At 40.9% G+C, this 24,729-nt stretch carries 20 protein-coding genes and 2 pseudogenes; 10 read left to right on the forward strand and 12 right to left on the reverse strand.

The window, feature by feature from the left end; all coding sequences use genetic code 11:
* Window positions 1–69: 69 nt before the first annotated feature.
* From V7K55_RS14535 to V7K55_RS14570, 8 genes are all read right to left on the reverse strand, one after another.
* The gene (locus V7K55_RS14535; RefSeq protein WP_334832417.1) at window positions 70–1,725 is read right to left on the reverse strand and encodes an adenylate/guanylate cyclase domain-containing protein; all 1,656 of its coding nucleotides are present in this window, start codon (window positions 1,723–1,725) and stop codon (window positions 70–72) included.
* A gap of 701 nt (window positions 1,726–2,426) precedes the next feature.
* A complete protein-coding gene (locus tag V7K55_RS14540; protein ID WP_334832419.1) occupies window positions 2,427–3,476 on the reverse strand; it encodes a hypothetical protein in 1,050 nt (349 codons plus the stop codon).
* A gap of 74 nt (window positions 3,477–3,550) precedes the next feature.
* Window positions 3,551–3,976, reverse strand: coding sequence for a hypothetical protein (locus tag V7K55_RS14545; RefSeq protein ID WP_334832421.1), 426 nt, complete (start codon window positions 3,974–3,976; stop codon window positions 3,551–3,553).
* Between the two features lie 19 nt (window positions 3,977–3,995).
* Entirely contained in the window at window positions 3,996–4,316 is a 321-nt protein-coding gene (locus tag V7K55_RS14550; RefSeq protein WP_334832423.1) for a hypothetical protein, read from the reverse strand.
* Window positions 4,317–4,359: 43 nt separating this feature from the next.
* Complete coding sequence (locus tag V7K55_RS14555; RefSeq protein ID WP_334832425.1) at window positions 4,360–4,509, reverse strand: hypothetical protein; 150 nt, start codon at window positions 4,507–4,509, stop codon at window positions 4,360–4,362.
* 118 nt (window positions 4,510–4,627) lie between these two features.
* Window positions 4,628–8,344 carry a S8 family serine peptidase gene (locus V7K55_RS14560; RefSeq protein WP_334832427.1) on the reverse strand — a complete coding sequence of 1,239 codons (3,717 nt, stop codon included), beginning with the start codon at window positions 8,342–8,344 and terminating at the stop codon, window positions 4,628–4,630.
* A 117-nt stretch (window positions 8,345–8,461) separates the two neighbouring features.
* A complete protein-coding gene (locus tag V7K55_RS14565) occupies window positions 8,462–8,863 on the reverse strand; it encodes a hypothetical protein (protein ID WP_334832429.1) in 402 nt (133 codons plus the stop codon).
* 44 nt (window positions 8,864–8,907) lie between these two features.
* Entirely contained in the window at window positions 8,908–10,131 is a 1,224-nt protein-coding gene (locus tag V7K55_RS14570; protein WP_334832431.1) for a site-2 protease family protein, read from the reverse strand.
* Between the two features lie 799 nt (window positions 10,132–10,930).
* Between V7K55_RS14570 and V7K55_RS14575 the strand changes: the two genes are divergently transcribed.
* Window positions 10,931–11,575, forward strand: coding sequence for an NIL domain-containing protein (locus tag V7K55_RS14575; RefSeq protein ID WP_334832433.1), 645 nt, complete (start codon window positions 10,931–10,933; stop codon window positions 11,573–11,575).
* A 100-nt stretch (window positions 11,576–11,675) separates the two neighbouring features.
* Here the strand turns inward: V7K55_RS14575 and V7K55_RS14580 are convergent, their stop codons facing one another.
* On the reverse strand, window positions 11,676–12,266 hold the full coding sequence (locus V7K55_RS14580) for a Crp/Fnr family transcriptional regulator (RefSeq protein WP_334832435.1): 591 nt from the start codon (window positions 12,264–12,266) through the stop codon (window positions 11,676–11,678).
* Window positions 12,267–12,414: 148 nt separating this feature from the next.
* On the reverse strand, window positions 12,415–13,143 hold the full coding sequence (gene cysE / locus V7K55_RS14585; RefSeq protein ID WP_334832437.1) for a serine O-acetyltransferase: 729 nt from the start codon (window positions 13,141–13,143) through the stop codon (window positions 12,415–12,417).
* A gap of 213 nt (window positions 13,144–13,356) precedes the next feature.
* On the opposite strand from cysE, the gene V7K55_RS14590 reads away from it, so the two are divergent.
* The 6 genes and pseudogenes from V7K55_RS14590 (at window position 13,357) to V7K55_RS14615 (ending at window position 17,784) form a co-directional block, all read left to right on the forward strand.
* The gene (locus V7K55_RS14590; protein ID WP_334832486.1) at window positions 13,357–13,839 is read left to right on the forward strand and encodes an RrF2 family transcriptional regulator; all 483 of its coding nucleotides are present in this window, start codon (window positions 13,357–13,359) and stop codon (window positions 13,837–13,839) included.
* Between the two features lie 18 nt (window positions 13,840–13,857).
* Window positions 13,858–14,820 carry a cysteine synthase A gene (gene cysK / locus V7K55_RS14595; RefSeq protein WP_334832439.1) on the forward strand — a complete coding sequence of 321 codons (963 nt, stop codon included), beginning with the start codon at window positions 13,858–13,860 and terminating at the stop codon, window positions 14,818–14,820.
* A 470-nt stretch (window positions 14,821–15,290) separates the two neighbouring features.
* Complete coding sequence (locus V7K55_RS14600) at window positions 15,291–16,445, forward strand: iron-containing alcohol dehydrogenase (RefSeq protein WP_334832441.1); 1,155 nt, start codon at window positions 15,291–15,293, stop codon at window positions 16,443–16,445.
* Between the two features lies 1 nt (window position 16,446).
* Window positions 16,447–16,777, forward strand: a pseudogene (locus tag V7K55_RS14605) (TetR family transcriptional regulator C-terminal domain-containing protein); the annotation flags it as partial.
* Between the two features lie 61 nt (window positions 16,778–16,838).
* Window positions 16,839–17,228 carry a tautomerase family protein gene (locus V7K55_RS14610; protein ID WP_334832443.1) on the forward strand — a complete coding sequence of 130 codons (390 nt, stop codon included), beginning with the start codon at window positions 16,839–16,841 and terminating at the stop codon, window positions 17,226–17,228.
* Between the two features lie 107 nt (window positions 17,229–17,335).
* A pseudogene (locus V7K55_RS14615) lies at window positions 17,336–17,784 on the forward strand (acyl-CoA thioesterase).
* A gap of 53 nt (window positions 17,785–17,837) precedes the next feature.
* Here the strand turns inward: V7K55_RS14615 and V7K55_RS14620 are convergent.
* Together V7K55_RS14620 and V7K55_RS14625 are read right to left on the reverse strand one after the other, a co-directional pair.
* Window positions 17,838–18,605 (reverse strand): DsbA family protein, encoded by a 768-nt coding sequence (locus V7K55_RS14620; protein ID WP_334832445.1) that lies wholly within the window; start codon window positions 18,603–18,605, stop codon window positions 17,838–17,840.
* Between the two features lie 116 nt (window positions 18,606–18,721).
* A complete protein-coding gene (locus V7K55_RS14625) occupies window positions 18,722–19,603 on the reverse strand; it encodes a 4-hydroxybenzoate solanesyltransferase (RefSeq protein ID WP_334832447.1) in 882 nt (293 codons plus the stop codon).
* 440 nt (window positions 19,604–20,043) lie between these two features.
* Between V7K55_RS14625 and V7K55_RS14630 the strand changes: the two genes are divergently transcribed.
* The 3 genes from V7K55_RS14630 to V7K55_RS14640 all read left to right on the forward strand — a co-directional run bounded on the left by V7K55_RS14630 (window position 20,044) and on the right by V7K55_RS14640 (window position 24,715).
* A complete protein-coding gene (locus V7K55_RS14630; protein WP_334832448.1) occupies window positions 20,044–21,696 on the forward strand; it encodes a Ppx/GppA phosphatase family protein in 1,653 nt (550 codons plus the stop codon).
* 648 nt (window positions 21,697–22,344) lie between these two features.
* Window positions 22,345–23,412 carry a DMT family transporter gene (locus tag V7K55_RS14635; protein WP_334832450.1) on the forward strand — a complete coding sequence of 356 codons (1,068 nt, stop codon included), beginning with the start codon at window positions 22,345–22,347 and terminating at the stop codon, window positions 23,410–23,412.
* Window positions 23,413–23,566: 154 nt separating this feature from the next.
* Window positions 23,567–24,715 carry a peptidoglycan-binding protein gene (locus V7K55_RS14640; RefSeq protein ID WP_334832452.1) on the forward strand — a complete coding sequence of 383 codons (1,149 nt, stop codon included), beginning with the start codon at window positions 23,567–23,569 and terminating at the stop codon, window positions 24,713–24,715.
* Window positions 24,716–24,729 lie beyond the last annotated feature (14 nt).

A 24,729-nucleotide genomic window follows, 5' to 3' on the forward strand; every position in this document is an offset into this window, starting at 1 on the left:
ATCTTGATAAATTTGTCATTAGTCATTAGTTATTTGTTAGTTGTTTTTCCAATTCCTACTTCCCAATCGCTAAAGATTAATAAATGGGTTAATGATTGTTGGCATTGGCTGTAATTTCGTCTGATAAACCTTAACTAATCGCTCAATACCTTTGAAACGATAATCTCCCATTTCCTGGAAGTCTGAAGGTAGTGAAAGCATTGTATGAGTGGCTTGACTAATGATGCATTCACTGGGGGGACAAACTGCTTCCATCCGAGCAGCAAGATTAATCGTTGCACCTAATGCCGTATAATCTACCCTTTGAGAACTACCGACATCTCCCACAACAGCTTTACCGCTATTAATAGCAATCCGTAATTGCAAGGGTTCGTGCCAAAAACCATTGGCATTGAGATGTTCGAGACGAGTAAGCATTCCCTTGGCAGCAGTAACAGCGCGATCGGCGTGATCTGATTGTGGTTCTGGAGCGCCAAAAAATGCCATAATACAATCGCCAATATACTTATCTAAAGTGCCACCCCAAGTAAACACTTCTTTTAGCATTTCTTCAAATAAATTATTTAAGAGTTGAGCGATCGCAGTTGGTGTTAACTGTTCAGAAATTGCCGTAAAGCCGACTAAATCGGCAAATAAAATACTGATTTCGCTCTCAGTGGGAGCTAAACGACCACCTGGTAATGCGCCTACAGATATCAACTGCTGCACAACTGCTGGCGAATGATAGCGTTCTAGTCGGTGGCGAATCATCTCTTCCGTTTTGAGTTTCTCTACCAGCAACCAACGCTGCACACTAGAAGCCACAAGGTTTGCTAAAGCTGAAAAAAAGCTGAGTTCTTCCTCGCCTTCATTTGCCCAATGATAAGAAGAAAGATTTGCATCAGCATAGAGTACGCCGACAACTTTATTTTCATCCCATAAAGGCACTGCCATTGCGCTGCGAATACCTTTGACTAAAATACTTTGTTCGCTAGCAAACCGTTCATCCTGATGGGTATCGGCGGTTTGAATGACAACTTTTTCGTCAAATACCTTTTGACAGATACTCCGACTAATCCAACTACCATCTGAGGGGAGATGTTTTTGTTGAGAAGTATTTCTAGTGGCAGAGTTCACTAATTCTAATTGACCGCAACCATTAACATCAATTAATAATCCCAAGCGATCGATACTATCAAGGTAGCGAAAAACTACTTCCTGTACCTGAGAGAAAATCTCTTCTATAGATGCTGCCGCACAGAGATTTTTAGCTATATCCACTAAGTCTTTGAGACGGGCAATGGTTTTGTCCTTATTGCTGATATTGTCATCCTTGCTATCAGCTGCGATCCATTGCTGTTGTAATTGTTTGACATTGTGCAGGATTGTTCTCTGCTCGTTATTTTCCGAACTTTCGGGATACTCAGGTGTCGGTTGGTAAACAGGGCTTGTGAGCAGCACTAACAGGCTAACATTGCCCAGCCAAATAATATCACCGTGATGTAACTCTTGGGGAGAGTTAACAAGATATTTATTGAGTTGCGTCCCGTTTTTACTGCCCAGATCCTCAATAGTCCACACACCCTCTGCTGTTTTCACTAAGCGAGCATGGTTGCGGGATACTCCAGCAAAAGGTAAGTACAAGTTACATTCCGGCAGACGACCAATTGTAAATAAATTTTGGTCAACTGCGATCGTTGTCTCGTCGGTATCTCCCTCTTTTAGGCGTAGCGTGAGTTCAGTCATGAGTGCGATCCATCGAAGCTAGAGGTGCAAGCAACTCTAAGGTAAGTGATACCCTACAGGTTAACCTTCACCTTTTCTTTATGACACTGTTAACTGCATTCCGACAACTGTATGTGACGGATATTATATTGAAACAGGGAATTTTGCTAGAGGTTTAGATGAGGTTTAAATGCTTTGGTGAAGGGGAGCCACAAAATTTTCAACAAAGAGGCATGGAAATGACCCTTGACTCCTGCTGTGGAATGAAAAAGGGAAAATGTCGGATTTGGCTTAACGACCTTAACTCTTGCTTAATTGGGAGGTAATTCCAAACTAGTGTCCATCCTTCTAGTCTACACAAGGCTTTTCGGGCTATATTGCGACCTTACTACTCATTCGCTACTCAATTGAACATTTTTTATCCCTATTTTTAGCGATCGCCAACCGCGATCGCGCTACTCAAATGCTACTCATTCAACTGCCCAGTGGACGCGGGAGCAAATCCACTGGCGACAAATCACTAGAGTGAACAGACGCACAAACTCAAAGTGGGCTAACCTATCTCCATAACTTGGAGTTAGAAGTCTGGGATGATACCAAAGCAACCGATTGGTAAAGTAGTTTGATTACTATCCCCTAATTTTTCAACCTAGAACCTAGAATTGACAATATCTATAGGCGATCGCTCTAAAAAATCATCTCTGAAAAAGTGCGATCGCACTTTAATTACTAGGTTCTGGGGCAGTGACATTCAAAATATTAACTAGCAGGTCAAAAATGGTTTGCTTAGTAGCTAATAACAGAGCATAATCTGGCGGTATTAGGCTCAGTGAGTCTAACCATTGATGACAGATTTCACTAATAGCCTCTAAATGCTGAATAACTAAATAAGGGGCAATTTCATTGGCGCTTTGTTCCAGGATTTGGCGAATGACTTGCAGTAGATTATCTAATTTTTCAGCTATTGGTAAGGGTGGACAAACCTCTGCCCCTATTTCTTCTTTGGCTTGTTGCAGCAGTGTACAGCAACGGAAATGGGCTGATTGAACGCGATAGAGGCTATCATCTGCTTGTCCTGCTGTGCTGATGTTAATAGGGGCGACACTAGTCAGGGGAACGCGGAGGCTGTACCAGCGTAGCGCATCCATACCAATAGCTGAGATTAATTCTTCTGTGGCTAAATCAGGAAGAGGATGGACTTTTTGGGTAGATTTGTGGAAGGCGTAGAGTTTGATGGGCTGGACGATGATAAATTGAAATTGCTCTTTCGTGTAGCCCAGACATTGCATCGCAGCTGTTAGTTGGATATCGTAGCCCATGTAAGTAGACGGACGCAAGAGGATAATTTTTTGGTATCCCTGTTGAAATATTTGATGGTAGCGAGCGATATCTTCTAGGAGTTGGGTGAATTCGCCATCGCGGTGTTGCAGAAGTCTGTCGTATTCGTCGCCAAAGTCAGCAGTTTTGATAAACCAGTCTTTGGGTTCGTCTTTGAGTTCGATGTTGGCGGATAAGTCGGCAGCGATTTGGCGCGACATGGAGGCTTGATAAACTTGGTTGTTGGTTTGAATTGATTGAAAAAAGATTTGAATATTAGGGAGATTTTCTTTACAATTTTGACTTTCTGCACTAACAAGATAATTACACTTTTCTAAAATACTTTTAATAGCAGTTATGAAGGAGTAACGAAGATAATTTGAAGGAATAGCTGCTAAAGAATATTCAATTATACTTAACCAAATTTTGGACTTTTCTTGAGATAATATCGGCAAAATTTTTTGTTGAGATAATACCGTAATAATTTCACGGTTTTACGAGGATGATATTTAATGCTTTTTCAACTAATTTAGGAAGTCAATACTAAGGATTCTTGGGCCATTTTTTCAATGGCAAGCGATTGACAAAGTGCTTCAATTTTGTTGTTTCCACCGATATCAAAAAATAGGTGTAGCCATTCATCAGGGGAAAGGGAGAGGTTTTCTATCCAAGAGGAGGGAGTGACTTTACCCCAGCCAGTAATTGTACCAAGATTAGCGGGTATTTCCGGTAAATCATTAGGGTTGGAATTGAGTTGTATATCGAGTCGAATGCAGGATTTCAGGATAAGTTTTAGGGTTTGTTCTGTGGTAGAAATTTCAGAATTTGTGTTATTGGGATTGAGTTCCCAGTAGTAGTTGAGATTGAGGATATAATTATAGGGAAATTGCCATCCCATTGAAAGCAATTCTGCTTCGGTAAAGTCGTATTGTTGCCAGATTTCTTCAAAGTTCATAGTTTTGCTTGAGGTTATATTAGGGAAGCAAAATAAAGTGAGTTTCTACACGGTTTCCAGGTTGTCCAAATGTGTTGAGGGGTTGTTCTCCTGGTGCGCCGCCTCCAGGCCCATTATAAACGCGGGCATAGGATGAACCATCTGGCTTTGTCATTATTCTGACGCTAGATTGATTGTTTGGACTAGTCCAGATTGTACCGCTACCACTTTTTGAACCGCCTCTAGCTGGGGTGGATATCCAATTTGAGGCGGTGAGTTCAGTTTCTAAGGTGGTTTTGTCAATTCCCCCAACAATTAGATTAATGATATCAGTGGCAGTGAGGATGTTACCTGATGGCATGGGTTAGGGAAGTTGAGTTTTTAGTGGGGATGCGATCGCTCTTTTATTGACAAGGTGAGAAAGATGCGATCGCATGATGGTAATCAAACTTGCTTGGATAGGAGTAGTTGAGAGCAAGTGCGATCGCTCTTTTGTTCACAAGGTGAGAAAGAAGCGATCGCACTTTAATTACTAGGTTCTGGTGCAGTGACATTATTTTGTCATACCCAATCATCAATAACTTCCTAATGGAGATTTTGCCGTTTTTATTAAGTAGTGGTAACAAACAGAAAGTTGATGCACTGAAATTTCATAACCCGCAACTTGGGTTACTAGAAACCAAAGGCTGATTTTAACATGTTAAAACCTTTGGACACAGTATTTACTGTATTACTTACTGCATTCTGGACAGTTTTTGCAGTCTCAGCTACAAGTTTCACACCTGCATTATAAGTATTATGAATGACGGTTTTTACTGTACTAGCAACTTCTTGGGCAATATTTATTACATTATTGACAACTTGCTTGGCAGTATTGATTATATTGTTGACAATTTGCTTGCCAGTATTGATTACTGCTTTGGTGGCATTTACAGCTCCTTTTGCAAACTTTGTGATAGCATCAGCAACTTTGGGAGTGACATTCTTAATTGTCTGTGCCACCTTTTGAGCTGCTTGCTGAATTTTTTGTTGAGAATATTGAACAACTTCGCTAATTCGTTTCTGCGTTTCTTGTTTGAAATCCTGATATGCAGCTTGTGCTTGTTGAACTTTTTCTTGGGCCAGTTGACGGACTTCCTTGACCTTTTCAAAAGCAGTATTGGCTATTTCTTGAGCTTCTTGGGCTTTCCTTTGTAGAGCTAAAATACCTTCATTAATAAAAGAGCCAACAGCATCTGCACCATCTTTAATTCCTTGACTGATTCCATCTAAAACTTTGCTGCCATAGTAGGCAGTTAGGTTAAATGCGTCAGTTGCTAAGTAATAGGGTGAGAATTGCTTTCCTATGCCTTGCCGTAGCAGTTCTGATTCAAGGCGAGAAAGCATCCAATCGAAGCTCCGGTCAGAAATTTCCTGTTTTGTAACTGGAATACAAATTGTATTAGGGTCATGGAGGAAGATATTGGTGTGTTGTTGGAGAGGATCACCCTTGAAACGCATTTCGTAAATAGTACCAGGTAGAAAAGCCCAACCAGCCCTCGAAACAATGTCTGTTGGACTAATATAGTGTGTTACTTGTACCCCTCCTTTAAACCTAGATAAACGATCAGGGCTAATCCCTGGAGCATTAAAGGTTACAATTTCACCTATCCACTTAGAAAAATCAGCAGCCGTGAGTTGTGAAAGTGCACCACCAAGGCTATGACCAATCACATCTGGTTTTGGTTCGTTGTTGGCTTTTTCTTCGAGCCATTTATCAATGCCTTGCTGTAAAGCAGCATTATACTGTCCTACTCCAACACCTCCGGGATGAGCATTATCTACCCAGTCAATCTCTTCCTTGCTACCACGGAAAACTAAAACTGGTGGATAACCATCTTTAGTAAGTCCGAGAGCATAAAGTCCTTCACCCTGCTTAAAGACTTTTTCCACTTTATAGCCTTTAACATCCTCTCCTTCTTTATAGTCGTTATAGACTAAATCCTTAGCAATGAGTTCATACTCAATGTGCTTTTGTGGAGTAGGAAGAAGACTGGTCTGTGCTACCCAATAATCAGTGTTCGCCTTCACCTCTGCGACGCGACGCAAAGCTTCTTCTTGAGCGCGACGTAAAGCTTCTTCTAACGCACGTTGGGCTGCTTCTGCCGCACGTTGAGCTGCTTCTGCTGCACGTTGAGCTGCTTCTGCTGCAAGTCGAGCTTCTTCTTCTGCACGCCGGATAGCTTCTTGACGTACACGTTCCTGAGCAGCTTGTTCTGGTGTATTGTTAAAGTATAAGGCTGACATCCATTGATTTGTGCCAGCAATTTTGTACCAACGACTACTACCGCCTCCTGGCATATATGGATCAGGAACCCAAGTGCCATTGTTTTCAAATGCATCAAAAGTTACAGTCTGACCAGGATACTTGCGCCCCACCTCAGCGGAATTTGTACTAGGAGCAGAGCGAATCCGCAAAAAGCCAACTTGTGAAACATAACCAGCATTTAGAATTTGTGCATTAAATGCTGGGACGGAAACAGCAACTGGGCGTTCACTTGGGATAAAGCTGGCGTTTCCTATCTCCTCATTATTGTAATTGGATGCAATAGCTAAAGTTTCAAGTTTAAGATCAGCACTAAAACCACTGTTTCGTAAAATATCTTGAGCTTGTGCCAAGCTTTCTAAAGTTTCTTCATCAAAAACATCTAGAAGCTTCTCCATAGCATCTACTTGCATACCGAAGTTATTCGCCGTGTACTCAAGGGCAATCTTTTGACTAGCCCTAGCTAAATACTCATTTAATTCAGAGCTGATCTCCCGAGATGCTTCTTCATAAGCTGTACGCTCTTCTGCTGTAAAGCTGCTGAGATCCTCGTCATCAAGTTCTGATATACTTCCAAAACCAGGTAAAGCAGCTTCAAAAGCGGTATCAAGATTGAGTGACATTTCATCATTTGAGAGATTATTAAATGCTAAATCGTAACGTACTTCTGGTTGTGTAACCTTAGCCAAATCTACAGCATCGGCAATATTCAGTAACCCCGCGCCCGTTTCTTCATCCCACCCAGGCTCACCCAAATCCGTGGCGGTAGATTTCAAAATCTCAATCACCTGACGATAACTCAACCCAGGATTCGCCGCCCACACCAACGATGCCGCCCCCGTCACATTTGCCGTCGCCACCGAAGTTCCTGCCATCGTTCCCACACCATCACCTAGCGTCGATAATTTTGGTTTTTCTGCCGTCCCTCCCGATGCCAAAATATCCAAACTCTGCCCATAACTCGAATAAGCCGCCCGACTCTTACCGTCAGCAGCCCCCACCGTAATAATATTGTCAAACTCCTGAGAAGCTTGTCCTAAACCCGACATTACACCACCATCGTTCCCAGCAGCAGCCACAATCAAAACATGATTTTGCCGCGCATATTCCAACACCGCTCGTTCTTGTGGGGTTAATTCATAGCGTGTTGTTACGCTACCATCGGGGTTAGTTTGAGTCAGGTCAAAGCTTAGATTAACTACGCCATTTGGTTGCCCAGATGTCTTAAATTCATCAACAAATTCTTTCAATGATTCAGCCCATTTACCCGAACCAATGGCACGACCTACCCAAATTGGTGCTTGGTCATTAATACCATCTATGCCAATACCGTTATCTTGAGTTGCGCCAATAATACCTAGTACATGAGTGCCGTGTTCGTTACCTTCACCATTGGACAGTAAGGGATTATTGTCATTATCAACTAAATCCCTTCCCAACTTCACCCGACTATAATCAATATCTGGATTCTTGGCATTAAATCCTGTATCAATCACTCCAATTAAAGCCTGATCTGATTTTTTAAAATTATATTTAGGAGGTTTATCTGTCCCCAACGGGTCAAAAGGCAATATAGGGACAGTAGAATTTACATCTGGAAGCTCAAAATTAGGCCAACCAGATGTACCAGCAGTAACACCAGGATCAGTACCAGATCCTGGTGGTGGAGAATCTGCTGGACAAGTATCTGAACTGTGCAATATTGATGGAGTTTCAGTAAATGAATTTGTAGATACTCCCGGATTATCAAAGAATGGCAAAGGCTGATAACTAGGATCAACCAGCCAATCACTCATTGTTTGATGATCTAATAAGGAAAGATGTGGTTGATTTAGCAACTCTAGGCTATTTGGATCTAGCGCCTGTAATAAGTTACTTTGACTCAAATCTATTTCCGAACCTGGAAGAGTATGTAAATCAATTAAAAATGGGTCAGGCGAATTTTCGCCACCACCGACAAAAACACTAGGAGTAATAATATCATCTAAAGCAAAACTTTTACCTTGCCATACTTCTCTCGGTTTTGATTTCTTAGATTTTTTAGCATTCTGACCTTTCTTTCCACCAAATCCAAATAGACTCATAAATGCACCCTTAAATACAGCGAGAAATTAATTGAGGTAGATATATCAGCGCTAGCTACTCGCCATAAGCATGGCTGTTTACCCAGTATTAGCCAGTTAAATTTACTGGCAATTGTTTTAGATTATTTGCGTAGGATCAATTAGTTGCAATTCTAAGGATGAAGAAAGAGGTTGATAATTTTCTTCGCTATGTTCATCTGAGTGGAACAATGGTAGTTGTCTAGGTTGTTGATTATTTAATGTATAGAAATCATTCGTTGGCAAACAACTGTTATTATTTAAGTCATCAACTTTTTTTCTCAATCGCTGCTTGAGTAAATATCCTCCACCTAAAATCCCAAAAGCTAATACACCGATCAAAGGATAAGGCTCAGGAACAGATGTTGTACAGGGAGTAGAAGGATTATAAGAATTAGCTGCGCGTGAAGGCTCAACATTTATTAGCCAAATAAGAGACGTTGCTCCTAACACACTTGCAATTAAAACAGTTTTAGTGATTTTGAGTTGAGAAAACTTCATGGTTTTACTTTCCTATCGATAATAGTGTTTAGAATTAAATTCAACTAATTTACTGGAAAATATGGCGTATATAAATGCCAAATCCAGAAAAATAAGTTAACCAAAAGCCAGGTGATATACAGTAAACAAGCAGGAGCATAAACCGCTAGAATTCCTATATCCTCAGTACGTTCAGGACTAGATTCTCTTCGCCATAGTTGAGCATAATATGCAAACGACCTTTTACGTAAATGGTTAATTCCCGTTATTGCTTCCACCAAATAATAGCCATCAAATTTATTAAGTGGGTTGAGATTAAGAGCTAAGGTAAATTGGGCTGCTAGCATTAATAAATAGGTAGCTGTATAAAACCAATTCCCTGGCGTTGATATACTCCATAAACACAATGCAATTCCCCAAATAACTACTTGACAAATTACCCCTGCTGCCATCACTAAAGTACGTTGTCTGCGTTTAACTAAGCCATAAGCATCAGTCGTATTCGTATATGCTCCTGGGAACAGGCAGATAAACATTAGTCCTATGTCTAAAACAACACCTTTATAATGTTTCAATGTGAAAGCATGACCTAGTTCGTGAATAGATACCACCAACATCATCAACAGAACAAAAGGAATTATTAAACTAGAACCTTGACTACTCCATAACTCCTGCCCCAGGTTATAAATTCTCTCTTGTTTTGAAAAAGCAAGGACGGTAGTAAAGCCTAAAAACATGCAGAGTAAGAAACAAAACTCTGTTGTGAAAATAAACCTAAAATTCTTAATATTACGGTTGAGCCAATTATCGGGATTAAATAGGCGAAACTTAAAAAACAGTATTTTGAATATACTGAACTTTTTCGGAAATTTTGGTGGTTCAATTCCCTCTAGCATTCCTTTTACTGCTAGATTTTGTAATAGTTCTTGCAGATACTGAGCATTAATTTTATATTTATCTACAATATTTTCTACTGGCAATTTACCTAATTGCAAAATCAGGTTTTTATCATAATTACTGACTTGTACATAAGCAATATTGTCTGTATTTTGCAGCCGTAATAACCAATATTCATCTGTGTGCCGTATCCACTGCACAGTAGATTTTAGTCGATACAATTTTGTATTTTTAGTGGTTTTTTCAGCACTTAATTTTTGTATTTCATTCTTTTTGGGGATAGATAATACTCTCAAATCAGACAATTTTTCTAATAGCTGTATGATGAAAGTAGGTTCAATTTCCTGCCCAAACTCCTGTTGACACTTTTCCTGAACCTGTTTGACTGTCAAGGTTCCATCAAAATGCTTTAGGGCGTAGCCTTCATCTGTTGAAAATAGAAAATTTTGCTCTGTTTTAATTGCTTGTAAAAGCACTTGTTCGGAGTCAGAGACAGAAAGTATTTGCCAGTGAATTTTAAGATTTGGGCAAAGCCAAGCTTGAAAGGTGGCTATATCTAAATTTGAATTTTCTGGTAGATGCATATTCTAACTACGGTAGGTTATGAAAGTTTTTCTGTCTTATGGACAAATAGATTTAACAGAAACGTAGGCAGAATAATGTTCCAACACTTTTCTTCTATTTGACACGACAATTCTTATAAATTTAAGAAAAATCTGTTTAGGAAATCTATGTTTAAGCGCGTATCTAATACATCAGAATTCTGCATCCTTCAGTGATAACCGCTTTACCTTACTAAATAGATGTTGCTAATATGAAGCTTGAGCAAAAGTAAATAAAATTTTACTAAAAATAATATGAAGAGTAAGAGGATATTTGCAAAGTTAAGAGGTAGAAATTTTAGAACAAAGCAAACAACGCACACAACATAAATTAAACATATTTTACGTTAATTTACTTATTGCTTTTTTGCAGTCTTTGTGAGATTATCCTTTACATAATAGTAAAATCATCAAGTCGATAGAGTTACCGTATTTTAACAATATCCAAAAAGATGAAAATCTCTATAAGGCTGACATTCAAGCAGGCACAATTGAGTTGTAGGGGTGCAGCATCAACAAGATTCTCTGGCGAACCTCAAAATTGCGTAGGCGCAGCATACCGTAGGCATCGCTATGGGGAATTAATCTGATGTCTCAGAGTAAATCTGTAGAAGCAGCTTCAGTCCACAGTCGCATTCTCGTACCTCAGAGGTATCACAGGCAACCTGTAATTTCCCGGCTGGTGTCTCGTTATGGTTTAACTGTCAATATCAAAGCAGCATCTCTAACATCGGATAGTGACAGCGATGGCTGGTTTGACTTGGAACTTTCAGGAAATCCTCAAAAACTGACAAATAGCCTATCTTACTTGCAGGGATTGGGAGTGAATTTACTGGAATTAGCGATCGCTAACCACATTCAACCCAACCAGCACCCTTTACCTTTCCCAAATCCAGCTAGCAAACTGAGTGATAAAGACTCTGCATGGCTGACAAATCAATGGCAAGAACAATTCCAGCAATGGATTTCTCTGGGTCAAACCAATCGATTGCGCTTGCAACTGTGCGTCTTAAAATCTTATTACAAAGAGCCAGTGATTTCTGAGTTAGTTTCTCGTTATGGACTCACAGTAAATATTACCAGTGCTACACTTCAACCTGATACGGAAGATGACGGCTGGTTTGACTTAGATTTGTGGGGGAGAACCAAGCAACTTTACTCTAGCCTAAGTTATTTAGAAAAACTGGGGCTACCGATTTGGCTGGACTTGTCTAGCGTTTATAGCGATCGCTAACTAGGTAGGCACAATAAAACCAAACTATGTAAAAAAAATAAACTAGCCTCTTGCCTCTTAATTTATTCCAACTACAAATTTTGACACCTACCTACTTAATCTAAATTTCGTAGTACCAAATTTCTTCTTCTCGCAGCACAATTCGATGCAGAGAGAGACGATTAATCAAACCCTCTTGCTCAAACTGACCAAGAACACGAGTTATGGTAACACGAGTTGAACCGAGCATTTCCGCCAAGTCTTCGTGAGTCAGACGCATATCTATTAAACGTCCCTTCTCAACTTCCGAACCAAACTTTTTGGATAACCATGCCAACAGTTTTATCAGCATGGTATCAACTTTTTTATGGCTACGAATAACCATCAATTCTTGAGCCTGTTGGATATGAGCAAGTAGAGTTTCTGTGAGTTGAGTCCACTCCTCTAAAGGTAAGACTGTTGCCTCCACTTTAGTTAGGCATTCCATCTGATAAGGTTCTAATTTTGACAAAGACTTACCAACGATATCTCCAGGGCCCCATAATCCCAAAGCAACGGTTGTGCCATCTTCCAAATAGGTAAAAGTCCTGACAAAACCCCTTTCAATTTTCCAAAGTCCATTTGGATGCTCTGGCAAAAAGGATCTTCGGGTAAAAATTTCTCTAGTATTATTACTGTTTAAACTAGTTAAACTTGCATATAAAGATACCATAAATTTATTACTATTATCCGATGAATTAACCGTAGTATTATATTTATATCAGGTTCTAAGAGTATCTGGGCATTTATTAAAGAGGGGAGTAGGGAAAAAGAATTTTCCCCTCTACCCCCTGCCTCTTTTCAATCCCCAATGCCCTAAATTAAATTCCTGCACCATCAAGAAAATCTTCAATCATCCCATCAGACTTATTGCTCTTAGGGTTGTAGGTTTGTTCGTCGCCAAGCTCAGTTGGGGACAAACTTGATTGATCTTGCAACTCTTCGAACTGTTTCTCTAGCACCTTGACGCGTTCAAATAAAGCGCGGATGACTTCAGCTTCTACGTCGCGGACTTTATCATGATCTAGAACATTGGTAGACAAGTTGTTCTGACGAGTCACGCGCCCTGGAATCCCAACTACCGTAGTGTTACTGGGTACATCTCGCAGCACCACAGAACCGGCTCCAATCCGAACGCGATCGCCAATTTGAATATTTCCCAATACTTTCGCACCTGCTCCCACAACTACATGAGAGCCTAAAGTTGGATGGCGTTTGCCGCTTTCTTTCCCAGTCCCGCCAAGGGTGACACCTTGATAAATTAGGGCATGATCGCCCACGATCGCAGTTTCACCAATCACAACTCCCATACCGTGGTCAATAAACACTCCCTGGCCGATTAATGCCCCAGGATGGATTTCAATCCCAGTTAAAAACCGACTAATATGAGAAATGAATCGAGGTATAAAGGGAATTCCAATTTTATGCAGCCAGTGTGCCAATCTATGAAACACTAGGGCTTGGAGTCCAGGATAACAAAACAATACTTCTAGCCAGTTACGCGCTGCTGGGTCACGCTCAAAAATGGTTCGCAAATCAGTTAGTAGCATACTCTGTTGAGATTTGTGTTGGTAGGTGAGGCTCTGAAAACAGAAACTCAGGATAATTCCCACAAAAAGATCGAGTCATTTATGGGAATTATGTAAGTTCATAATCTACGGTAAGTCGATAGGATATAGTGTGTTCGTGAGTAGTAAATGGGATGCTATCACATTCCCTACTTTGAAAAAATTAATTTCGCATAAACTGCGATAAGTCACCCAATTAACCGTAGTATATTGAGTACAGTCTTGAATAGCCAAAACTACGTTCTCTTGGATTTATCTTCCAAAGTGGAATACGCACTGCTGGCACTCTTAGAACTGGCAAGCCACCACAGAAAAAAACTTCCTCTAAGCATGAGCGAGATCGCTACCAAACAACCCATACCTGAGCGCTACCTGGAACAAATTTTGACCAACCTCCGGCGTGCTGGTGTGGTGCAGAGTCAACGCGGCTCTAAAGGAGGTTTTGTTTTAGCTCGTGAACCTTGGCAAATTACACTGCTAGAAATTGTCACTTTAGTCGAAGGCGAGCGGAAAGAGAAAGATACTTCTGACTCTCCGACTCTAGAAAAGACTCTGGTTTATGAAGTTTGGGAGCAAGCTAACGTTGCTTCAATTGAAGTGTTGGGTAGGTATACACTCCAAGACTTGTGCGAGGAAAGAGAAACTCGCGCCCAGCAAAGCCCGATGTATTATATTTAGACACGACGGAGTAGTAACATGCGGATAGCGAAAGATATCACAGAGTTAATCGGACGAACTCCTTTAGTTCAATTAAACAAAATTCCCCAAGCTTCAGGAGCGGTTGCTCGGATTGTGGTGAAGCTAGAAAGCATGAATCCAGCATCTTCTGTGAAAGATCGGATTGGCGCGAGTATGGTGGAAGCGGCAGAAGAAGCAGGCTTGATTCACCCCGGAAAAACTGTTTTAGTAGAGCCGACTTCTGGAAATACAGGAATTGCGTTAGCGATGGTGGCGGCCGCTAAGGGGTACCATCTCATTCTAACGATGCCTGACACAATGAGCCATGAAAGACGATCGATGCTCAAAGCTTATGGCGCTCAAGTAGAGTTAACGCCAGGGGTAGAAGGGATGCGAGGAGCGATCGCTCATGCAGAGCAGATTGTAGCTCAAACGCCCAATGCTTATATGTTGCAGCAGTTCTGCAACCCTGCTAACCCGAAAGTTCACGCCGAAACCACCGCAGAAGAAATCTGGAATGATACCGATGGAGAAGTAGATATTCTCGTGGCGGGAGTGGGTACTGGGGGGACAATTACAGGAATTGCAGAAGTTATTAAAAAACGGAAACCAAGTTTTCAAGCGATCGCAGTTGAACCAAGCAACAGTCCAGTATTAACAGGTGGTAAATCAGGCTCTCACAAAATTCAGGGTATTGGCGCGGGATTTGTTCCAGCAATTTATCGTCCAGATGTGGTGGATGAAGTAATTCAGGTAGCAGATGAGCAAGCGATCGCTTACAGCCGTCGCCTAGCAAAAGAAGAAGGATTGTTATCGGGGATTTCTACTGGTGCTGCTTTATATGCAGCTATTCAAGTAGCACAACGGCCAGAAAATGCAGGACGGCTAATCGTCATGATCCAGCCTAGCTTCGGCGAACGCTATCTCAGCACTTCACTATTCAAAGACCCAGAAGAGAATGAATGGTTGAGTAAAGTTTAATTCCGCATACCAATTTTAGATTTTGTATTTGAGATTTTTCATCCAAATCAAAATCTAAAATTAGCTTAATTATCTACTAGAATTTTCGCCAATTTCATCAGCACTTTTATTTTTTTCACCAAAATTATCAAACATAAACAACTAGCAGCTATAGCAATCCTAAATGAGCCGTGAAAATCTCCGATTTCTCTCTCTGCGTCGCGCCAGTTGCTACAATTCGGGGAACCCGCCCAACGCACTGGCTTCTCTGCGCCTCTGCGGTTCGTTTCTTTTCTTTTTACAAATGATTTAGGACTGCTATAGCTTTGTCAAGCTCAAAGCTTGACTTTCTAATACAATAAGGATAATTCAAAATCTTAATAGAAAAGATATATTGCGTCTCTACATCTCGATTCTGACTGCAATTGGTCAACGCCATAAAACTGATTACAATACTCAAAGTCAAATCCGATTCCTTAGTCTAATCACTCATGGAAAATTTTGTTTTTTACAACCCAGTCAAAATCCTGTTTGGCAAAGGTCAAATCGCCAATATTGCTGCTGAAATTCCTGCTGATGCCAAAATTCTCATTACCTACGGTGGCGGTAGCATCAAAACTAATGGTGTTTATGACCAGGTGAAGTCTGCGTTGTCTGGACGGAATGTAGTTGAGTTTGGTGGAATCGAACCCAATCCTCACCTGGAAACCCTCTTGAAAGCGGTTGAAATAGTACGGAATGAGGGAATAGACTTTCTCCTTGCTGTCGGTGGTGGTTCCGTTTTAGATGGCACTAAGTTTATTGCTGCTGCGGTTCCCTTTGTGGGCGATCCTTGGGATATCCTCGCCAAGAATGCACCTGTAAAGGCTGCTGTCCCCTTCGGTACAGTTTTGACTTTACCTGCAACCGGTTCGGAAATGAATACTAATTCGGTTATCACGAAGTGGGAAACCCAAGAAAAATTACCTTTCAGCAGTCCTTTGGTGTTTCCTCGTTTTTCTGTTCTCGACCCAGAATCGACTTTTTCCCTACCTGTACGGCAAATTAGTAATGGAATTGTCGATGCTTATACCCATGTGATGGAACAGTATTTGACTTATCCGGTCAATGCGCCACTACAAGACCAGATGGCTGAATCAATCTTAAAAACGCTGATTGAGGAGGGGCCAAAAACTTTAGCTAATCCCCAAGACTACAATGCACGGGCTAATGTGATGTGGTCTGCGACATTGGCACTTAATGGGTTAATTGGTGTAGGAGTACCCCAAGATTGGGCAACTCACATGATTGGGCATGAATTAACAGCACTGCATGGTTTGGATCATGCTCAAACTTTGGCTATTGTGCTACCCAGTACCCTGACAATTAAACGCGATCGCAAATGGCAAAAACTTCTACAATATGCCCAGCAAGTTTGGGGAATTGTCGATGGTAGTGAGGAAAAACGGGTTACTGAAGCGATCGCTAAAACTCGCCATTTCTTCGAGTCTGTTGGTGTACGCACCCGCTTATCTGATTATGGTGTTGGACTTGATACCATTCCTGTAATTATTGAGCGTTTTGAAAAGCGCGGTACTGTAGCTTTGGGCGAATATAAAGATGTTAATTCTCAGGTTGTCGAGCAGATTTTAACTCTTTCAGCATAAACAGCACATTAGATTTGCATTGCGAAGCAAACGCCATACAGTAGAACTGCAAGCAATCATTGGGATATTTAGTAGCTTCGCAGAAAATCCACCTATCAAAGGAGGATGTCCACTGCTAAATACTGCTGTGGAGAGTGATGATGCTCATCCGGCGTTACGGGAACGCGCTCAACAGGCGATGAACTCTTGGCTGTATCTGATTCGTCGAATTATTGAAAGGGGAATCGAGAAAGGTGAGATTCACCCTGAAGTAAGTGCTGATGATAATCGCTACTATCATAATTGCAACCCTCGAAGGAGCCATAATGATGAGTAAGCTTTATGGAGATTAAATTCACATGAGCAGGGTAATTAATCACCTAAATCAGTACTTGGAATCTCACCTTTAAATGTATGGTACAAATCAAGATATATGCTTTAGCAGACAAATTAAATCCTATTAAAACAGAACTATCCAATATAATCCATGCTTCTCTCATAGAGGTTTTACAGCTTACTATTGAAAAAAGATTTCACCGATTTTTCCCACTGGATAAATCAGATTTTTACTATCCATCTGATAGAACAGACAATTATCTGATTATCGAGATTAGCATGTTTGAGGGGCGCTCGGTGGAAACAAAAAAAGAGTTGATTCGCCTACTGATTAAAAATATTAATGAAAAATTTAATATTACTGTATACGATATTGAAATCACAATTTTTGAAACGCCAAAATATAATTGGGGTATTAGAGGTTTACCTGGTGACGAGTTAATCTTAAACTACAAAGTAGAAGTTTGAAATTGTTGTGGGTAATGGGTTATTAGACAATTACCTATGCGTGAAGAGAGTAAATTTTTTATAATTTTACAGACCGATCAGTTTGAAAAATCCAACAAAGAGGAATAATGCTAGGAAATAACAGTTTGCACAGACCATTAGAAGTAGTATTAAAAATTCCTGTAAAAACATACGACATCGACTTTATGGGAATTGTGAGTAATATTGTGTACATCAGATGGCTAGAAGATTTACGTTTAAAGTTTCTAGATGAACATTGGCAACTCAATCAGCAAATTGAGCAAGGATATGCACCTGTTCTAGCTGGAACTAAAATAGAATATAAACCTCGATAAAAATTATTGGCCAAGTAGTTGGACGTTTATGGCTGAGTAATTTAGGACGGTTGAAGTGGACTGTGCAAGCTGAAATTTTATCTAACAATGAGTTAGCAGCAGTAGCTAGCCAAAAGTGTGCTTTTGTAAGTTTACAAAATAGTCGCCCTATTCCTGTTCCAGAGGAATTAAAGATTAAATATTTAGAGAATCAAAAAGGGAATCTGAAAGACTATTTATAAATAGCAGCAGGAAGTGCTGTAAATAGTTAGAGGCTATTTTCAAATGCACTAATTTACTTAGCACCAGTCAATATATTTTCGATATCTGCTAACTGCACTACTCCTGAAAAAGTTGGACTATTAATGACAAAGAAAGGTGTGCCAGAAATAGCCAATTTTTCTGCTAATTGGATATCTCTTATAATTGCGGGAGTAGCAAGAGTAAGATCGCGTTTAAACTTACTTATATCTAGCTTTAGTTTTTTAGCAATATCTAAATATAAAGCCTCACCCAGTTGCTTTTGATTAGTAAATAGTGCATCATGGTATTCCCAAAATTTTCCCTGCTGATATGCTGCCCAAGCTGCTGCCGCAGCTGGTAATGCTTCAGCATGAATTGAAACAAGCGGGAAATTCTTGTAAACTAATTTTACTTTATCTGGATACTTTGCTAATAATTGTTTCAATGTTTTATGCGCCTCAGCACAATAGGGGCATTGAAAATCGGAAAATTCTACTAGCACAGTTTTTGACTGAGTTGAACCTGTGATGGGAGACTCACCAATCACTGTTTGAGGATTCGTTTTTAAATCCTGCAAAAATTCTTGCTGTGATTGTTTGACTTTTTGTTGTTGTAGCTGCTGATATGCTTGAACAGATTCAATAATTGCCTCTGGATGTTCGCGGATAATTTGTAATACTTGCTGTTCTAGTTGCGGATCGATACGGGTAACAGCTTGTGCAGGAAATGACCAAGTAATAACTAAACATATTAGACTTATTGCTGTCCAAGTACGCACAAACTGAATTAATGGACTAAACCAATCAAATAATTTAAACATACAAAAACTCATAAATATTTTTTGCTTAACTCATCGACGCGCAATTGCTACGATTTAGAAGTACACTTCAATTAAAAATCTCATAATTAAAGTTATGATAATTCTCTTTTTATTTATTAAAGAGAGCCAGTAATCATCCCAGCAAGTAAGATAAAACCAATCCACACGTTTTGCCGAAACATCTCACCATAAACAGGATTAGGTAAGTCTCGCTGTCTTAATCGCAGAGACTGCCAAACCCATCCGATAGTTGCAACTGCAAGGCTAACCCAGAAGGCAAAGTGCAGATGCATGAGGACACCTAACCAAGACAATAACAAAATTGTGCCAGCAAAGAAAATTCCAATAGCGAGAGGGGCATAATTCCCAAAAAATAGGGCACTAGAATTAACACCAATGCGGCGATCGTCTTCCTTGTCGCTCATGGCGTAAACTGTATCAAATCCCAGTGTCCACAGTAGGGTTGCGCCCCAAAGTAACCAAGTTGGTTGGGAGATAGTTTGGGTAACTGCACTCCAGCTAATTAATACGCCAAAACCCCAAGCGATTGAAAGCACGAGTTGCGGTACAGGAAACACCCGCTTTGCGCCTGGATAAAGAACAATTACGGGCACTGCTGCCACACATAACCAGAAACTCAGGGGGTTAAGGTAAAAGGCCAGGATAGCTGCACATACTAGGGATACGATCGCAACTACAATCCCAACTTTCACAGACAAGGCGCGAGAAGCGAGGGGGCGATCGCGTGTTCTTTCCACTTCTGGATCGATATCCCGATCCCACAAATCATTGACAACGCACCCAGCCGCACTCGTGGCCAGAGTACCTAATATAATCACACCAACCAGAGGTAAAGGCGGTTTCCCTGAAGCTGCCAAAAACACAGCCCAAAGGGCAGGAATCATTAAAATTAACCGTCCTTCTGGTTTATGCCAGCGCAAAAGCAGGATAATTACAAGCCAAACTGGTTTCTGGGGGCGTTCTGGTGTCCTTAACATAGGATTGGGGATTGGGGAAGGTGGGGCCCGGGGTAATGAGGATTGGGGGCAATGGGAATGGGGATTGGGCATGGGTTATTCTCATTCTCTTCCTTGTGTCCTTCATCCTTCCCATTACCCATTCCCAATGCTTAGTTCACACATCTTTACATCTATAGAATAACGTTATTTGTTATTTGTAAAAACATCATCTAAAGTGGCAACTTTAAATATCTTTAAACAGTCACTAGCGTTAGGAGCATTAGGGTGAATATACTTACCTCAGTTGCCCTCAACGAAACTGAGTTGCGAGTGCTGAGTATTTTTACTCAATCCGGGCTAAACCATAGCTATCCGCTAACAGCACTTAGTCAGAGTAAGTGAGTTTTAATAAATATCAGTGCCAGCTACTCCGACATACCACCGTTTGCCATCATTTCTTAATAGAGAGAGAAAACTAGATGCAGAATTTAGTTTCGGCTAGCTGGGAGAGTGTTCCAACTCAACCACCTAAGCAAGATCGGATTATTGCTGCCATTGACTTGGGAACAAATTCTTTACACATGGTAGTAGTCAAAATTGACCCGACGCTACCAGCCTTCAGCATTATCGCCAAAGAAAAAGAAACCGTCAGACTTGGCGATCGCAATCTTACCACTGGAGAACTCAAACCAGAGATCGTTAAAAAGGCGATCGCTGCTTTAGGACGCTTCCAAGAAGTTGCCAAAACCATCAATGTCGAAACAATCATTGCTGTGGCAACTAGTGCGGTGCGCGAAGCCCCCAATGGTAAAGATTTTTTGCACAGAGTAGAAAAGGAGTTGGGTTTAAGCGTTAACTTGATTTCTGGTCAAGAAGAAGCCCGACGAATCTACCTTGGCGTGCTGTCGGGGATGGAATTTCACAACCAACCCCATATCATTGTTGATATTGGCGGTGGTTCCACAGAATTAATTTTAGGCAATAGTCACCAAGCACGCACTCTCACCAGTACCAAAGTCGGTGCAGTGCGACTCACTACCGAGTTAATCACCACCGACCCCATCAGCAACACCGAGTTTCAGTATCTGCAAGCTTATGCACGTGGGATGTTAGAACGTTCCGTGGATGAGGTATTAGCAAATTTCCAGATTGAGGAATCTCCCCGTTTGGTGGGTACATCTGGCACGATTGAAACCTTGGCGATGATTCATGCACGAGAAAATTTAGGTGTTATTCCTTCCACTCTTAATGGCTACCAGTTTAGTCTTAAAGACTTGCAAGAGTTGGTAAATCGCTTGCGGAAACTGAGTAATTCCGAAAAGGTTGAGATTCCTGGTATGCCAGATAAGCGGTCTGAAGTTATACTGTCTGGTGCAGTAATATTACAGGAAGTGATGACCCTTTTGGGTAGTGAATCCATCACAGTTTGCGAGCGGTCTCTGAGAGAAGGCGTAATCGTAGATTGGATGTTAGCCCACGGTTTAATTGAAGATAAGCTCCGCTACCAAAGTTCAATTCGGGAGCGAAATGTTTTAAAAATTGCTAATAAATACCACGTCAATTTAGAATATAGCGATCGCGTCGCCAAATTTGCCGAGAGTTTATTTGACCAAACTCAAGGTACGTTACATCATTGGGGATCTGACGAGCGACAACTGTTGTGGACAGCCGCAATATTACACAATTGCGGGCATTATGTCAGTCACTCCTCTCACCACAAGCACTCTTACTATTTAATTCGCAATGGCGAATTACTTGGTTATACAGAAACCGAGATTGAAATCATAGCCAATTTAGCTCGTTATCATCGCAAATCGCCACCCAAGAAAAAACATGAAATTTACCAGAGTATGCTGACTAAAGAGCAATGCCAAATGGTTAGTCAATTGAGTGCTATTCTGAGATTAGCAGTGGCATTAGACAGACGACAAATTGGTGCGATCGCTCAAGTGCAATGTGAGTATTATCAACAGCTTCAGCAGGTAAATCTGCTGATTTTTCCATCTCAACCTGATGATGACTGTGCTTTAGAACTTTGGAGCTTAGATTATAAAAAAGGAGTATTTGAGGAAGAATTTGGAGTAAAACTAGTAGCTAGTTTAGAAAAGTCTAGCGTTGCTAACTTATTTTAGAAAGTAGGGTGCGTTACACTAGGCTAACGCACATCTTACAAAAAAAAGATTATTCATCTCAAGATAATTTCAAAAATAAAATAGACATAATCTCTAATTTTGGCATCCTGCTTAAGGTTCAATTTATAAACTGTCCTAAGAAGCATTAAAAAATAAAGACTAGTAATTAGAATAGAATTAACAATCTATTTCATATAGGTTATGTTGCTATTGGATACTTGAGCCGGGAAAACTTAGGTATCCTTATCTAAAACTTCAATAAAGCAGTTAAGACTGCTTGCTTTTCTGCACGAAATCGCTCCAATCGTAGAGAAGCAATGGCGTTGCTTATGTGACAAAAGTTTTAGTAACTATAGGACTAGTATTTGATTTTTGAAAAGATTTTAAAAAGCTGCCTAATTTGCGTTTATAAAATTGGACTATATCTTAATTTTCCCCATCGAATTTAACTCTCAATCAAAGAAGCACAGAAGGTTAGTACAGATTTTTAAAGCTATCTGTATCGTTACGTTAAAAAATATTCAACCTCCTGTAACCTGAGTATTCTTTCCTTATCTTTGCGAGGCTACGCGATCGCAAAACTACATAATTCGGTAAAATTGGGTAAAGCGATTTTTATGCTTGTTAAACAAAGGCATCAGCAAACCCATGCAACTGAAACTCAGTGCATCTCGATTTCCCTTCGCCCCTCTTTTGTTAATTGCCCCCTTTTTCCTATGGGGGACGGCAATGGTAGCCATGAAAGGAGTGATACCCCACACCACACCCCTATTCATGGCAGGTGTGCGTTTGATACCAGCTGGAGTGTTAATTTTAATAGCAGCAGCATTCATGGGTAAACCCCAGCCCAAAGGTTGGGCTGCATGGCTGTGGATTGCCTTATTTGCTCTAGTAGATGGAACGCTGTTTCAAGGCTTCTTGGCAGAGGGATTAGTCAGAACGAGTGCGGGGTTAGGGTCTGTGATGATTGACTCGCAACCCTTGGCTGTTGCCTTGCTGTCGTTGTGGCTATTCCAAGAACACATTGGTTTTTGGGGATGGCTGGGTCTAGGCTTGGGAGTCACAGGCATTAGTTTAATTGGTTTACCTGATGAGTTGATTTTACATTTTCTCGACTCAGGCGCAAATATCACAATTGGCAACTGGCAAGATTTGTTTGCTAGCGGTGAGTGGTTGATGCTATTAGCAGCGCTATCGATGGCAGTGGGAACAGTATTGATTCGATTTGTATGCCGACATGCTGACCCAGTAACAGCTACGGGATGGCACATGATTTTGGGGGGATTGCCACTATGGGGAATTTCATCAGTTGTTGAATCTCAGCAGTGGGAGAATCTGGGAGCATCTGATTTAGTTGCTTTGGGTTATGCTACCGTATTTGGCAGTGCGATCGCCTACGGATTATTTTTCTACTTTGCCTCTAGTGGCAGTCTCACGAGTCTTAGTTCCCTCACCTTCCTCACACCGATATTTGCCCTACTGTTCGGCAATATCTTCCTTTCAGAAGTCCTCAGTCCGTTGCAATGGGTAGGTGTTTTCCTGACTTTAATCAGCATCTATCTGATTAACCAACGCGATACTTTAGCAGCGCGAAACGACACAGTTACTGTCGGCGAAATAGCTAATATACAGCAACCCGTTTTAGAAGCATCTGCTAAAAAATTAAGCCCTGTAACTCTAGTAGTCAGAGAATCTGAACAAGAAATTTTGCCATAAATAATAGTTAAAGGGGAGGTATAGCAGGAAGCAAGGGGAATAATACATAGCCCATCCCCAATCTCCAATAAAAAATAATAGTTAACATTTGGACATCTTGAAGGTATTGTGGTATCGAAGACTTCAAAAGCACGTTCAGGCTGAAACTTTCAATATGAGGCTATGCCGTTCCTCAATTCTGATATTTACCTGTTTTTCTTGCGTGGGTTTTTACCCAAATCGCGCAAGTACAGCTACACCTAAGCTAGCGCCTAAAATTTTAGAACTTGCGCAAGCTAGTTCGACAGTTCCTGCTAGTCCGTCTGTTTTGAGATATGGTAGTCGAAAATCAGATGTGCAGAGATTACAAACCCAATTAAAGCAGTTGGGATACTACAGTGGACTGATAGATGGACAGTATAATGCCACTACAGAAATCGCTGTAGCTAAATTCCAGAAAGTAAAGGGTTTAAAAGTAGATGGCCTTGCGGGTCTGACAACTAGAGAGAAACTGCAAGCAGCCTTAGCTGCCAAAAATCAGATTGTCACCTCTCCAATTATTGCCTCTCCTGTTTTAACTTCTAAACCAACTACAACACCCAAAGCAACCGAAAGAGGTTTTGGTTTTGTCTGGTGGTTGATATTTGCCATTGGCATTCTAGGAAGTATTGGCGCACTTATTTACCTACTGAGGTGGTTTCGTCAGGTCAAACAAGTGCAAAAGTCAGAAATATCAAATACTAAAAGTTTGACTGAAGCTAACAAAACAACGATGATACCACCCCCACCAGAGATTGTAACTAATCCAAAAATAGCTACGCCACCACTTCCTTCACAATTGCTGCTACCAGAAAAAACTTCCCGGCTTGCTAAACTAAATATTGTTGACGAATTAATTCAAGACTTACGCAGTCCTGACCCAAAGAAGCGGCGCAAGGCTATCTGGGATTTGGGTCAACAGGGAGATTCGCGGGCAATTCAGCCTATAGTTGACCTGATGATTGATGCTGATTCTCAAGAAAGCAGCTTGATTTTAGCAGCTTTGGCAGAAATTGGCATCCGCACACTCAAACCGATGAATCGTGCTTTAGCAATCTCAATCCAAGATGAAAGTCCACAAGTACGGCAAAATGCAATCCGTGATTTGACACGCGTTTATGACATGATGGGTCAAATGACTCAGATGTTGCGCCATGCGTTAGACGATCCAGATGCCGAAGTGCAAGCAACAGCAAGATATGCTTTAACTCAGATGAATCGAATGCGTGGTTTGCCGGAACAACAAGGTTTATCGGAAGATTCACACAAAGATTTACAAGAATAGATTAAGATTCACTC

Source organism: Nostoc sp. (genome assembly GCF_036919895.1).
In the GTDB taxonomy this organism is placed as follows: domain Bacteria; phylum Cyanobacteriota; class Cyanobacteriia; order Cyanobacteriales; family Nostocaceae; genus Nostoc.